Source organism: Loktanella sp. M215, assembly GCF_021735925.1.
Lineage (GTDB): Bacteria > Pseudomonadota > Alphaproteobacteria > Rhodobacterales > Rhodobacteraceae > Loktanella.
Genome location: NZ_WMEA01000004.1, coordinates 335,745 through 349,212 on the forward strand (window position 1 = coordinate 335,745; position 13,468 = coordinate 349,212).

Sequence of the window (13,468 nt, forward strand, 5' to 3'; positions counted from 1 at the left end):
TTGCGCCTCCCCTCCCGTCCCACCTGTCCTGAATACCGAGGGCGATACTCGTTGAACGGCGGGAACTCCAAAAGGCATAGCTGTGGACGGGTACATGAGTAAAATTCAAAATAATCGGGTATGAGGCGAGTATCGCTCACTTAACGTCCGGATGGGATTGTGCGCCCAAAACATCGACTTCGTGGTCTTCACTGATGTCGGCCAGCTGTGCCAAGACTGCATCACCGTCAGCTTCCGCCTTGCCGCTTACGATCGTCAACGCCGCTCGTAGACCCTCTGCCAGTTCGGTGTCCAGATCGTCGCGCCAGACGGCCCAGACGGGGTAGGGGAAGCGGGGGGCGTCCGGCACCAGATGAAGCTGTCCATCATCCAGGTATTTCTTGATGTATCGTGCTGGCAGGTAGGCCGCGGACTGTCGGTTGACAACAAAGTCAGCTGCCATCGCGCCGAGGGCCAGGCTCAATCCGGAATTGGCAAGCTCGGGGAGCTCCAGGGCATGTGCCGTGACAAATTCAGGGCCCCAGTCGACAAAAACGTAACGCCCTTGCATATCCATGGTTGGGTCCGCCCAAGATGCGACGAGAACCAGTTCTTCCTCAATGATTTCCTCTGCTACAAGGCCCGGTCGGAGATTGGGCATGTACATCAGGCCGATATGCATCACGCCTTCGACCAGAAACCGGGTCAGACGATCCGGCATGCCCATCTCTGCGCGGATGTTCAAATCCGGCATATCCCGACGCAGTTGATCGATCAGCCGAAATCCGAGCCGTGGCCAAAGCGAGTATTGCGCACCGATCGACAGGCTGCGCTTGAAACCTTCGGGAACCGCAACTTGCTGCCTTGCCTCCTCCCATACACGGATCATGGACATGGCATAGCGCTCGAACTCGCGTCCGGCAGCCGTGAGCTCCGCGCCGGCCTTCGAGCGTGTGAACAGCGGCTTGCCCAACGTATCCTCTAAACGTTGGATCCGCAGAGATACGGCAGACTGAGTGACAAACAACCGGTCCGACGCTGCAACAAATGACCCCGTCGCACCAACTTCAAGAAAAGTTTTGAGAAGAGTGATGTCCATAAAGACGATTGATAACCGTCCGCAGCGCCGGTGAACAGGGATGCTGGAACAACAGTCAAATACTATCGTTTGCTGGCTTGTCACCAGGGTACCAAGCCGCCTTTGCGAATTTTGATATTTCCGCTCAGAACCGTTGTATAAGGATCGATGTCCAATACGTCTTGGGAGGGACGTAGCGGATGCGCTCGGCGGTGCTCTTTGTTTCTGATGTAATGAATGAGCGCCGCCGATGTATCCAAGAGAATCGCGTTCAATACTGCAAGTCTGTTCCGAAAACAGTCCTTTTTCGCAGGTAGAAAACTGAGAGCGTACCTGCATCACACTATGAGGTAAGGTCTGCTGTACAAGCCGTTTTTCCTTTCTCCGCGATAATTGAATAGTCCGCTTCCGGCCAAAGCCTGATATCAAGTTTAAAATGCGCAAGCGACGGCTTTTGGCGTCGCCGCAGCACGCCATTTTCGAAACGATTGACAACATACCAACCGTATGGTATGTGTCACCTATGCCAAGACCAACCAAACAATCCCCCGAGCGCGGCGATGCGCGCACACGCCTTCTGGAAGCCGCGCGCGACGTGATCCGCAGCAAGGGGTTCGCCGCAACCTCAGTCGATGATCTCTGCCGATCTGCCGGCGTCACGAAGGGTGCGTTCTTCCATCACTTCAAGACGAAGGACGCGCTTGGCGTGGCAGCAGCTAATTTCTGGGCCGAGACAACCAGCGCACTCTTCGCCAGCGCGCCTTACCATGAGCATGACGATCCGCTCGACCGGGTTCTGGCCTATCTCGATTTCCGCAAAGCGATCATCGGCGGCGAGACATTCGAATACACCTGTCTCGTCGGCACTATGACGCAGGAGGTGCATGAAAGCGCGCCTGCGATCCGGGAGGCCTGCGCAGCCAGCATCTTCGGCCATGCCGCCACGCTTGAGGCTGACATAGAGGCGGCGCGCAAACAGCGTGACATTGACGCTGACTGGACTGCCGAAAGCCTTGCCCTCCATACGCAGGCTGTCCTTCAGGGTGGGTTCATCCTCGCCAAGGCCACTGGAGATCCAGACTTCGCCCGTGAAAGCGTTGATCACCTTATCCGCTATGTGCGCGGCCTGTTCGGGGTGCGACAAAATCAAACTGAAACCAACCACAAGGAGAAATCATTATGATCGACCAGCAAATCACCGTGGAAACGACAGTTGCCGCGCCCGTTGAAAAGGTGTGGAGCGCCTACACCACGCCCGAAGACATCACGCAGTGGAATTTCGCAAACGATGATTGGTGCTGCCCGCGCGCTGAGGTGGATCTGCGCCCCGGCGGCCAGCAGGTCGCCCGTATGGAGGCGAAGGACGGAAGCATGGGGTTCGATTTTCGGGGTGCTTTCGAGGAAATCGAGCCGCACAAGTCGCTCACGCTTGTTCTCGACGACGGTCGCAAGTCTCGCACGACCTTCGCCGAAAACAGCGGCAAGACCCGTGTGTCGACCACCTTCGACGCCGAGGCGCAAAGCCCGATCGAAATGCAGCGCGACGGGTGGCAGGCGATTCTGAACAATTTTCAGGCCCATGTCGAAGGCAATCACGGCTGAATACGGGCGAGGCCGTCCGGCCTGAAAGCTGAACCCCAAACCACAAGGATAATGGAGGAGTTATCGATGGAACATGCCTCAAAAGTGCGGACCTGCCTCTGGTTTGAGAAAGGCGGACATGACGCCGCGAAGGAATACGTAAAGCTAGTGCCAAACAGCAGGATCGAAGCTGTGCGCGAAAACGGCCAGCCGGACGACCCGATGGTTGTCGAGTTCACGCTGGCGGGTGCGCCGATGATGATCTTGACGGGCGGGCCGTATTACAAGCTGACGCCCGCCGCGTCGATCTCTGTGCTGACCGAGGATCAGGACGAAACGGATCGGCTCTGGGCCGTGTTGACCGCGACAGGCGGTGAGGCGGGACGGTGCGGTTGGCTGGAGGACCGCTTCGGCGTGTCTTGGCAGATCGTGCCGAAGCGAATGCCGGACCTGCTGGCCAGCGAAGATTTGGACGTGGTGAGCCGCGTGAGCGAGGCGATGATGCAGATGGAGAAGATCGACATTGCTGCCCTCGAAGCGGCTGCCGCGAAGGAGCCAACAGATGGGTGAGGCAACACAGATCGGATGTGCCTGTGGCCAGACCCACCTTGAAGTCGAAGGGAGGCCCATCGCAAGCGTCGAATGCTGCTGCAACTCCTGCCGCGAGGCGGCGGGGAGGATGCAGGGTCTTGAGAGCGCACCCCGGACGTTGACCGATCACGGCACGACGCACTTCATCATGTATCGCAAGGATCGCGTGCGGTTTCTTGCGGGGGCCGCAAACCTGGCCGGGTTCCGCCTGTCGCCCGAGGCCCCCAGCACGCGGGTGATCGCCACCTGCTGCAACACGCCCGTCTATCTGGAGTTCAAAGGTGGACACTGGCTGAGCCTCTACAGTGGACTCTGGCCGTCCTCCGGAACAATGCCTGAGCCCACGATGCGCACGATGGCCTCCGATCTCCCGGAAGGTGCCACGCTGCCAGACGACATTCCTAACGCGAAGAAGCAGAGCCTCGGCTTCTTCGCCAAGCTCTTCGGGGCCTGGGTCGCCATGGGGTTCCGTAACCCAAAGACGCCAAATACGGGAGAGATCAATGTCTGACGCCGACGAGAAAATCGAGATTGAGAGCATCACGTCACCGCATCACGTCCAACGAGTGCACAAGGCGAAGTTCATGGCCATGCGCGATGCCTTGCTTCCGGTGCTGCCGTCCGAGGCCCCCGGTATGTCCGTCGCCGAGGCCAAGGCCGCGCTGTTGCCGAACCTGTCACACGAATTGATTCCGGGCGGTGAGAATGCCGGATGGTGGCTGAAGGCAGTGCAGCTCGACCTTGAAGCCAAGGGCGTGATCCAGCGCAGCGGCAAGGGACCGGTCCGGCTCTTCAGAACAGGGAAACCGACATAGCACGATTGTCCGATAAACCCGGTCGATTATAGATGGCGGCGGCCCCATAGCTGACATTTAAGCAACGCGCAGCACTCGTAAGTTTGGGCTCGAACCGGAAATTCGCCGCATCCCTCGCGAACGACCGCTATTGATTTAGCTTAGGATTCCACATTCTCCCGCAAACAACCCTACCTGTTTTATGTTCCTGCGTAGTCGCGTTCCGTTAATCGTGCGTTTTATGGACTGCGATCTGGGACTGTTCAAGATTTTTTTCGGACGGAGTATTGGACAAAATTCTGAAGCACCGAACCACTATGATTTCGACTGCTCTCGTTCGTCGATGTATATCTGAACGGCCTGCATGATCTACATCATTGCGCTAGCTAAAAGGCATGCGACACCGCGCGTCACGACGAGCTGGCCGGGAAAGGTGAAGTCTGCGCCCTATGTCTTGTGGAAACGGTCGTTGTGATCTGCGATCTTCGCCCCGCAGTCAATCTCGGCCTGTTCTTTTGCCGACAGGGTAATCTGATGATTCACGGGCCTTTGTCCTCTGTGTTGGTGCCACGTGTCCGGTCTGGTGTCGAAACTTGGGCGAGGGGTCAGACGAGGAAGCGCTTCAGCGCGCCGCTCTTATGAAACCCTGCCTCCGGCGAGGACAGGCGGGGAACCGGCGGTCCCTTTCTTTCTTTTCTTGGCGGTGCAGCCGCGTTCGGCGTAGTCCGAACCCCGCGCCGCGCCCCAGCGTTCTGAACCCGTCAGGGCGCATCGACCTGAACCAGGACGACCACGACCGCAGGGGCGCGCACTTGCTCGGAGCGACAGGGCGCGGGCTATGCGGACAGGAAGGAAGGGCCGGGATGTTTCGGGCGGAGGCCGGTCTGCCGGCTGCAGCCTGAGAAGCGCGGTGGCACTCCCACAGGACGGGGCAAGGGCAATGGCCTTCAATCTGTGGAGATGAAAATTATACCCATCGAAGCTTCTGCGTACGAGCGGTGGCAAAACTGTAAATTAAAAAACTAGCATTTTTTCTATCTGACACACTTGAAGTTGGAGATCATAGTCAGGACATATTTTCTTCATTTAAACGGGATGCTGACTATACGGGGTCAGGTTTCGTGAAAGCAGACTTGCACAGTCAGCCGGCGGCCAAAGCGTCATCTCATCCGGGATATTTTGTGGATTTCAGAAAAAAAGCCAATGCCGTTTGATCGACAGGTTTCAGAAGCAGATTGACATTTGCTTGCGCGCAAGCCGCGCCTAGGTCAGGTGTGCGGTCTGTGATCAGTAAACGGCAGGGGATGGGGCCGAACTGCGCCCGCAGACGCACAGCTAGCGCCAGTCCCGCATGACCGTCGTTACTGGGATCGTCGATCAGCATTGCATCAGGCGTTAACTCAATTTCGGACAGCAGGGTAGAGGCTTCTGCACCGCTGGCTACGTCCAGCACCTCGACACCCCAGCGCTCCATCTGTCCTGACAAGTCACGGCGCATCGCGCCGTCGGCCTCGACCAGAAGCACGATCAGACCTGCCATGTCTATTGCTTTGGCAGGTACAGGTAGCGCCACATTGCGGTGCAAACCATTTGGGCGCGGGACCGTTAGGTGAAAGCAGGTCCCGCGCCCAACTATGGTATGCATGCCGTGGTGATGATCGAGTAGCGCACAGGCGCGTTCCACGATGGCAAGCCCCAGACCAAGTCCGTTACCAGTATTAGCAACGGGGTCAATACGATGAAATTCCTTATAGATGTTTTCCTCTTCTGAATGCGGAATGCCGGGGCCGGTATCCCAGACCTCGATTCGAACCGCATCACCGTCGGGGCGGGTGCCTACCAGAACGCGGCCTGCGCGCGTGTACCGAATTGCGTTCCCAATCAGATTTTGCAGTATTCTGCGGAGATAGCTTGCATCGGTCTGGACCAGCGCTTTCGAAGGCAAGATTCGCAGATCCAGCCCCTTGGCCTTTGCGGCGGGTCTTAACTCATCGCCCAACTGCCTTAGTACACGGCCCAGATCTACGGCGCTGACCCGGACAGGTGCATTGCCGGATTCAAGCTGGCTGATATCCAGCAGCGCCCCGATGATATCCTCCACACTGTTCAGCGCATTCAGCGCCTTGGACAGGATTTCAAGCTGTGCGGGCGCCAGATTATCATCGGCTACCGACGCACAATAAAGCTTTGCCGCCGAAAGCGGTTGCAGCAGATCGTGGCTGGCGGCGGCGACAAACCGAGATTTCGATGCATTCGCCCGTTCCGCATCCGCCAGTGCCACGGCGATTTCCGCCGTGCGCGCTTCGACCCGCGCCTCCAGCAGATCATTTGCCGCCCGCAGCTCAGCCGCCGCCAGGCGTTCGGCGGTCACATCGGTAAAGCTGATGACAAAGCCTCGGTCTGGCATTTCCTGCGCAAAGATGTCGAACACGCGTCCTCGCCGCTGGCGCACCTCGAACCGCAGGGGCGGTCGGGGGACAGTGTCTTCGACCCAGGACAGTACTTGTGCCGGCCGAATGTCGGATTGGATGAGCAATTCGTCCTCCAACCGTCGGAACAGAAAGTCGAAATCGGCGCCGACTCGAAACTGTGTCAGTCTGATCGACAACATGTTGGCGACTTGCTGATTCCAGCCAACCAGGCGGTTCTCCTTGTTGAAAATACAGACACCTTGGTGGATGTGGTCCAGCGTCGCCCGGATCAGGGCGGTATGGTCGTCCATCAGGCGGGATCGCTCCTCACGTTCTAGCCGGATGATGTCTGTGACGTCGGTCTGCATGATGACGGTCTGACGGTCCGGCGTGCGCTGTTCTGATACTTGCAACCAGCGATCGCCAGCCATGTGGACGTTGAAGGCGACAGAATCGTCGCCATGGCGCGCCATACGTTGCCGCACCCAGTCATCAGGCGTAACTCGGTCTGGCAGCCGCAGGCTGGGGCTGCGCGATACAAGGTGTACGTATTGCGCAAAGGTCATGCCGGGCTTCAGCGCTTGCGCTACACTGGTCAGCGCGCTGGCAAAGCGGCTGTTACACAGCACTAAAACGTCGGCTCGGTCGAAAAGGGCAAAACCTTCGCCGATGGTCTCGATCGCGTTGGCCAGATCGCTGCGGGCGGCATCGGTGCTTTGCTTGGCCGCGGCCAGCTCGGTGTTGGATTGGTTCAGCAGCGCAAGTGCCAGTTCAAGTTCGCGCGTGCGGGCGCGGACTGTATCCTCCAGCAAGACAGCGCGTTGGAATTGGGCGTAGGCCGCGTCGGAATCGTTATTCATCTGCTCGACCCGCCGGATCAGCGCAGCAGAGATTGTCAAAAGTTTCTCGTTCTGGCGGTCGATACTGTCGACGGGATTGATCAGCGATTGGGTGGTCATCTCACGATCGCCCCCGGCGGATAGATCGCTACACCGGTCATTGTCTGGTTGATGTGCAACCCATTGTGCTGTTCGCCATAGGTCGAAAAGCCGACAACGTTGTGCTGCGCCAGCACTTGGCTGACGGCGCCGGTCTGCTGCTTCTGCTCCGCCTCAATCCGGCGCAAGATGCAATCAAATGCGATGATCGTATCCGGCACGGAGGTCGCGGACAGCGCGGATAATTCGCGCCCCAGATGATCGGCCATCGATTCCGACGTCGCCAGCGTCAGCACCATACCTTCGTCGATGGCCGAGAAGAACACCAATGCGCCGTCGCCGGTAACGCGCTGGATCGCCCGGACATGGTGCCGCCCGCCAAACCGAACGACGACTGGATGCGAGGCAAAGGTAAAGGGATCGAGCTGCGCTGGATCCTTGCCGAGCAGGCGGGCGTATTCGGATGCGGCGTTTTCGGCGTTGATCTCGTGTACAATTCTGGCCTCGGGATCGGCGCGGGTAACCACCATGCGCCGGTCGGTCGGCGTAAGGTTGTCGAGGCTGAAGACCTTCACCGGGCAGATCGTGCGCACGCAGGTTATAACGGCGACGTTTTCCATGACTTTACCATCATAGCCCACGGCCGTTGTGGTGAACCGTGTTCCGTCCCCCGATGATCCGCCGAAGAGCGGCACCTGACCTAGCCCGTGCATAACCATGGCAACGACTGCGTCCTCGCGCCGCGACAACCCATCGATCAGCAGGATCGCGAACTCGTGGTTCCAATGCGGGGCCACGGCTTTCAGCGCCGCGCGCTTTCGAATGATGTTGCGCACCGTCTTGTTCGGGTCCAGCGCGTGCAGATCTGGAATAAGAACTGTCTCGGTCTCGAAATGACTGACGGGCAACCCGATCGCAACGATACCACCTTCGCGATAGCCTTCGTTAATCTCTCCTGCAGTAATGCAGCCGATGACGGTGGTGCCGGACAGCGTATCGGTTAAGTCGGCGATCAACGCGGCAAATGCTGTGGAAGGGGCGGCGAAGACGGCGACCAGCGACAGCGGGTCTTCTCCCAGTTCGGCACGGATACGTGTTGCGGCATCCGGGCCAGGGTCAGCTATGTGAACCCGGCGCACCAATGCACCCTGTTGCGCGACACTCATGAAAATCCACTCCCAGAGATGAACGAGACTGATGTGTCAGGGGATTTTTTGCAACAGGTTGGAATAGCTTGCCTCTTGCGCGATCAGGACCGCCTGCGTGCGACTCTGCACGCTCAGCTTGCGCATGATTGCGGTAATATGTGCCTTTACAGTGGTTTCAGCAATGGACAGGTCATAAGCAATCTGCTTGTTGAGTTTGCCTTCGCAGATCAGTTGCAGGATCGTGCCTTGCTGTCGGGTAAGCTGACGCAAGCGCGCGACAGCGTCCTCCCGGTCGGTAACGGGGACTTCGGCACCTTCGGTCATATCGATGTTGTCGGGCAGCCAGGTCTGACCCATGGCCACCGCCTGAAACGCTGCGCGAAAGGTGTCGCGATGGGAATGTTTTGGCACAAATCCTGAGGCACCGGCTCGAATCGCGGCGCAAATGATCCGGTGATCGGCCATCGAGGACACAACAACTAGCGGCACCTGCGGCACGCTACGGTGCAGCCGAATCAATCCGTCAAGACCGGTTACATCAGGCAGGTTCAGGTCCAGTACGATGACATCCGGGGCAGGGCCATTCTGCGCAGCTGCCAGCGCGGGTTCAAGACGATCAAACACATTGATTGTTTCAATTCCCGTTACGGCCCGCAGGGTCAGGCACAAGGCATCACAGAACAGCGGATGATCGTCGATGATCATCGCGGTAGCGGTGCTGCCGAAAGGATGCTGGGCATCGGGGGGCATCGGGTTATCCTCTGGCATCAGACTGACGCGGTGCGGCCTGCTTCGCAAGACTGCGTCAGATGGTAGTTGGGCGCACCTTTGCAGATGCGCCCGGTCATGAAGCTTAGTTGGCGGCCAACTGCCGGGGCAGCTTGAACGTCCACAGCATGCCACCTTGATTCAAGTAGCTGACGGTTTGCGCGACCTCGCCACCCCAAAGCGGCACAGCACCGCCCCAGCCCGACATGATCGCAACATACTGCTCGCCGTCTTCTTCCCAGGTCACGGGCTGACCCACGACTCCAGATCCGGTCTGGAACGACCACAGCTTTTCGCCCGTCTCGTCATCGAAGGCGATAAACTCGCCTTCCGGTGTGCCGGTGAACACCAGACCGCCGGCGGTGGACATCACTCCGCCCCACAGCGGCGCTGGGTTCTTGAACTCCCACTTGATGTCACCGGTATCGGGGTCGATCGCCTTCAGAGAGCCAATGTAATCGTCATACAATGGCTTGATGGTAAAGCCGGACCCGAGATACGCCGCGCCCTGCTTGTAAGTGACGGGCTCGTTCCAAATATCCATGCCCCATTCGTTGGAAGGCACGTAGAAATTGCCGGTGTGTTGGCTGTAGCTGACCGGCATCCAGTTCTTGCCACCAAGGAACGACGGCACGGCAAAGACGGTCTCACCCTTGGCCCCATCAGCGGCGGCCGTGGGATCGCCCGGACGGTTTTCCTCGTTGAAGATCGGCCGCCCGGTGTCATCGATACCCGATGCCCAACTGATCTGCGTGACAAAGGGGCTGGCGCTGACAAATTTGCCGTCCTCACGGTTCAGCACGTAAAAGAATCCGTTACGGTCCGCCGTGCCAAAGCGCTTGTTGCCTTCACGGTCGGTGTAGGCCACGACTTCGTTCACGCCGTCGTAATCCCAGCCTTCACGCGGTGTGGTTTGGAAATGCCACTTGATCTCGCCTGTTGCCGGGTCGAGACCGACGCGGGAGGCAGCATAAAGGTTGTCGCCGGTGTTGCCGTCGACGGGCGTGCCCGCATTGCGCAGGTGGCTATTCCAGGGCGACGGGTTGCCTGCGCCGAAAACCAGTGTGTCCGTGTCTGCGTCATACGATCCACCCAACCAGGTCGCACCGCCGCCCGTCTTCCACATGTCGCCAGGCCATGTCGCGTTGAGCGTACCGGTCATGGTGGATTCTTCGCCGTTCAAAGTGCCCATATGGCCTTCGATCATTGGGCGGGTCCAGACGATCTCTCCGGTTTCCGCATTGCGCGCCTGCACTTCGCCAACGATGCCGAATTCACCACCCGAATTACCCGTGATGACTAGGCCGTTCACGATGATCGGTGCGGCGGTGTATGAATATCCGGCTTTGTAATCCGCGATTTTCTGATTCCACACCACGTCGCCAGTCTTGCGGTTCAGCGCGACCATGCGCGCGTCCAGCGTACCGAAATAGATGTTGTCACCATAAATCGCTGCACCGCGGTTCACTACGTCGCAGCAGGGCAGAATGCCTTCGGGCAGACGGGCGTCGTATTGCCAGACTTCCGCGCCGGTTTTCAGGTCCACCGCATAGATGCGGGAATACGACCCGGTGATATACATCATGCCGTCATAGATAATCGGCTGAGTTTCCTGACCGCGCTGCTTTTCGCCGCCGAGGCTGAAGGCCCACGCTGGTACCAGATTGGCCACGTTATCCTTGTTCAGCGTTTCCAATGGGGAATAGCGCTGAAGACTGCGGCCCATCCCGTTGGTGACGATCTGCGTCGTGATCGTGGCATCGTTGGCAATGTCGTCTTCGGTGACTTGTGCCTGCGCCATGCTGCCCGCCAATATCATGGCCGTTGCAGCGGTAATGAACCTGTTCATCCGCGTTCTCCTCCCGGTTGATGTGTCGTTTTCTCCCCGGTCCTCGCCGCGTAGGTGACGCTGGGTCCGACCTGCGGATACTATCGGCGTGAAGGCGTTGCGGTGAAATGACACCATGGTCGTAGTCGGAGGCACGTGAACTTTACGGCTTAGGTCTCATTCCCCTAACTGTGTGATGATATAAGTTGTGCGATGACAGGGGAGACTTTCATGACAATCCAAACTGCGGTGGCTGCCGTCCTTCTGGCCCTGACCGCCACCTTTGCCAGCGCGCAGGACGCCACGATCCGTGTCGCGGTGCAGGAATCGGGAACAGTCAACTGGGAACTGGACACGATCAAGCATTACGGGTTCGACACCGAAAACGGCTTTACCCTCGATGTGCAGGGGATGGCGGGGGGCGACGCGGCACAGATCGCATTTCAGGGCGGGGCGGTCGACATGATTGTCAGCGACTGGATCTGGGTCGCGCGACAAAGGGCGGCGGGCGCAGATTTCGTGTTCATTCCCTACAGCCGTGCTGTGGGAGGCATGCTGGTGCCTGCCAATAGCACCGCACAGACGCTAGCAGATATGAAGGGCCGCAAAATCGGTATTGCGGGCGGGCAACTTGACAAAAGCTGGATCATCCTGCGCGCCTATGCCCAGCAGGAATACGGCTTTGACCTTGCCACTGAGACGGAACAGGTCTTTGGCGCTGCGCCGCTGATCATGAATGCGGCCACGACAGGTGAAGTCGATGGCGCGATCAACTTCTGGCACTTCTTGGCCAGGATGAAGACCGCGGGAATGCGGGAACTGATCTCTGTCGATACGGCCGCCGCCGCGTTGGGCCTTGATCCTGCGACGCCGCTGCTGGGCTACGTCGTGCGCGGCGACATGCTGCGCAATCAGCCCGAACTTGTCGCAGGCATGGCCAAGGCCAGTGCCGCGGCAAAGGCGAAACTCGCGTCGGACACCGCGGCTTGGGCGCGCCTGCGTGACCGGATGCGCGTCGATGATGATGCGCAATTCGTGGCCTTGCAGAACGGGTTCAACGCGGGCACCCCCGCACCGGGTGCCGTCAATCTGGACGCCGCCGACAAGATGCTAAAGGTCATGGCGGATCTGGGCGGCACGGACCTGGTCGGCGACGTGACCGCGCTGCCGGACGGCCTGTTCTATACCCCGGCCGAATGACCGTCGTCAGCCTTGATCTGCCAGGATTTTCGTTTGGTGGGACCCCGGTGCTGGGTCCGCTGGCGCTGACCGTGGATCGTGGCGAGACACTAGCCCTGACCGGCCCGTCCGGGATCGGTAAATCCACCTTGCTGCGGATCATCGCGGGCGTCCATGCCGCAAGCGGCACACGCCGGATCACCGGGCGCGTGGCGTTCGTGTTTCAGGAACCGACGCTGCTGCGCTGGCGCACTGCGCGGCGCAATATCGAGATTGCGGCGAAGATCGGTGCGCCCATGGCGTTGGCCGCCTTGCGAGAAGTGGGCCTTTCGGATTTCGCGGATCGCTTTACGGATCAGTTGTCGCTGGGTCAGCAGCGCAGGCTGTCGCTGGCCCGCGCCTTTGCCTGCGATCCGGACCTGATGTTGCTAGACGAACCTTTCGTGTCGCTGGACGCCGCCGCCGCGGATGACATGATGACCCTGTTCGCTGCCCTACGCGCACGGCACAATATGGCGTCCATACTGGTTACCCACGCGACTGATGAAGCTCAACGCCTTGCCACGCGCATCCTGACCCTGTCGGGCCACCCCGCGACGATAACAGCAGACACCTTTGCACCGGCCTAAGGTGCGACTTTCACAGCCTCAATTCACAGGTGCATACCGCCAGTTGTCCGCGTCCGGAGTGACCTCGTCGGGATCGTAGCCCGCCGCCTGTAACCTTTGCGCAATCGGCAATCCTGTCGCGGCCGCCCGGTCGATCAGGGCCCGCCCGGCCGCCGCGTCCTGCGCCACGCCATAGCCGCGCAGTAGCGACAGGCCGTAATTGAATTGACCGACGGAATCGCCCGCCTCGGCCGCCTTGCGATCCCACGCCGCCGCTGCATCAGGGTCGTATTCCCCACCAAAGCCGTTGTTGTCCAGATACCCCATCCATGTCATCGCTCCGGAATAGCCGTCGCCTGCGCAGGTCTCGAACGTCTGCCGTGCCGCACCGTGCCGCCCAGATTTCGTCATCAGATATCCCGCCGCGCAATTCGTCATGCTGGTGCGGCCCTGTGCTATATCCTCCAGCACCTTGTTCATCGTCAACTCTTCGGGGTTTGTAGTGCCATATTCGTCCGCCACCGCTAGACCCGGCAGCATCATCAAGGCCAGAACATATCGCATC

At 59.3% G+C, this 13,468-nt stretch carries 13 protein-coding genes; 7 read left to right on the top strand and 6 right to left on the bottom strand.

Features of this window, described 5'->3' with window-relative positions:
* Positions 1–136: 136 nt before the first annotated feature.
* On the bottom strand, positions 137–1,078 hold the full coding sequence (locus tag GLR48_RS21720) for a LysR family transcriptional regulator (RefSeq protein ID WP_237065520.1): 942 nt from the start codon (positions 1,076–1,078) through the stop codon (positions 137–139).
* A gap of 415 nt (positions 1,079–1,493) precedes the next feature.
* Between GLR48_RS21720 and GLR48_RS21725 the strand changes: the two genes are divergently transcribed.
* The 5 genes from GLR48_RS21725 (at position 1,494) to GLR48_RS21745 (ending at position 4,044) form a co-directional block, all read left to right on the top strand.
* Positions 1,494–2,240: a TetR/AcrR family transcriptional regulator gene (locus GLR48_RS21725; protein ID WP_237065528.1), complete on the top strand. Its 747-nt coding sequence runs from the start codon at positions 1,494–1,496 to the stop codon at positions 2,238–2,240.
* Positions 2,237–2,659, top strand: coding sequence for an SRPBCC family protein (locus GLR48_RS21730; RefSeq protein WP_237065530.1), 423 nt, complete (start codon positions 2,237–2,239; stop codon positions 2,657–2,659). Before GLR48_RS21725 ends, GLR48_RS21730 begins: the two co-directional genes overlap by 4 nt.
* Positions 2,660–2,725: 66 nt before the next feature.
* Positions 2,726–3,208 (top strand): VOC family protein, encoded by a 483-nt coding sequence (locus GLR48_RS21735; protein WP_237065532.1) that lies wholly within the window; start codon positions 2,726–2,728, stop codon positions 3,206–3,208.
* Positions 3,201–3,740 (top strand): GFA family protein, encoded by a 540-nt coding sequence (locus GLR48_RS21740; protein WP_237065534.1) that lies wholly within the window; start codon positions 3,201–3,203, stop codon positions 3,738–3,740. Before GLR48_RS21735 ends, GLR48_RS21740 begins: the two co-directional genes overlap by 8 nt.
* A complete protein-coding gene (locus GLR48_RS21745; RefSeq protein WP_237065536.1) occupies positions 3,733–4,044 on the top strand; it encodes a DUF6958 family protein in 312 nt (103 codons plus the stop codon). The genes GLR48_RS21740 and GLR48_RS21745 overlap by 8 nt, the downstream gene beginning before the upstream one ends.
* A 1,144-nt stretch (positions 4,045–5,188) precedes the next feature.
* Here the strand turns inward: GLR48_RS21745 and GLR48_RS21750 are convergent.
* From GLR48_RS21750 to GLR48_RS21765, 4 genes are all read right to left on the bottom strand, one after another.
* Positions 5,189–7,393: a hybrid sensor histidine kinase/response regulator gene (locus GLR48_RS21750; RefSeq protein ID WP_237065544.1), complete on the bottom strand. Its 2,205-nt coding sequence runs from the start codon at positions 7,391–7,393 to the stop codon at positions 5,189–5,191.
* Positions 7,390–8,538 (bottom strand): FIST N-terminal domain-containing protein, encoded by a 1,149-nt coding sequence (locus GLR48_RS21755; protein WP_237065554.1) that lies wholly within the window; start codon positions 8,536–8,538, stop codon positions 7,390–7,392. The genes GLR48_RS21750 and GLR48_RS21755 overlap by 4 nt, the downstream gene beginning before the upstream one ends.
* Positions 8,539–8,574: 36 nt before the next feature.
* Positions 8,575–9,270, bottom strand: a complete 696-nt coding sequence (locus GLR48_RS21760) for a LuxR C-terminal-related transcriptional regulator (RefSeq protein ID WP_237065555.1) — start codon at positions 9,268–9,270, stop codon at positions 8,575–8,577.
* Positions 9,271–9,373: 103 nt separating this feature from the next.
* Positions 9,374–11,137, bottom strand: coding sequence for a PQQ-dependent methanol/ethanol family dehydrogenase (locus tag GLR48_RS21765; RefSeq protein WP_237065558.1), 1,764 nt, complete (start codon positions 11,135–11,137; stop codon positions 9,374–9,376).
* Positions 11,138–11,347: 210 nt separating this feature from the next.
* On the opposite strand from GLR48_RS21765, the gene GLR48_RS21770 reads away from it, so the two are divergent.
* Both GLR48_RS21770 and GLR48_RS21775 read left to right on the top strand, forming a co-directional pair.
* Positions 11,348–12,316 (top strand): ABC transporter substrate-binding protein, encoded by a 969-nt coding sequence (locus GLR48_RS21770; RefSeq protein WP_237065560.1) that lies wholly within the window; start codon positions 11,348–11,350, stop codon positions 12,314–12,316.
* Positions 12,313–12,924 (top strand): ABC transporter ATP-binding protein, encoded by a 612-nt coding sequence (locus GLR48_RS21775; protein ID WP_237065562.1) that lies wholly within the window; start codon positions 12,313–12,315, stop codon positions 12,922–12,924. Before GLR48_RS21770 ends, GLR48_RS21775 begins: the two co-directional genes overlap by 4 nt.
* Before the next feature lie 18 nt (positions 12,925–12,942).
* Here GLR48_RS21775 and GLR48_RS21780 read toward each other — a convergent pair whose 3' ends face one another.
* Positions 12,943–13,467 (bottom strand): sel1 repeat family protein, encoded by a 525-nt coding sequence (locus tag GLR48_RS21780; RefSeq protein WP_237065564.1) that lies wholly within the window; start codon positions 13,465–13,467, stop codon positions 12,943–12,945.
* Position 13,468: the final 1 nt, after the last annotated feature.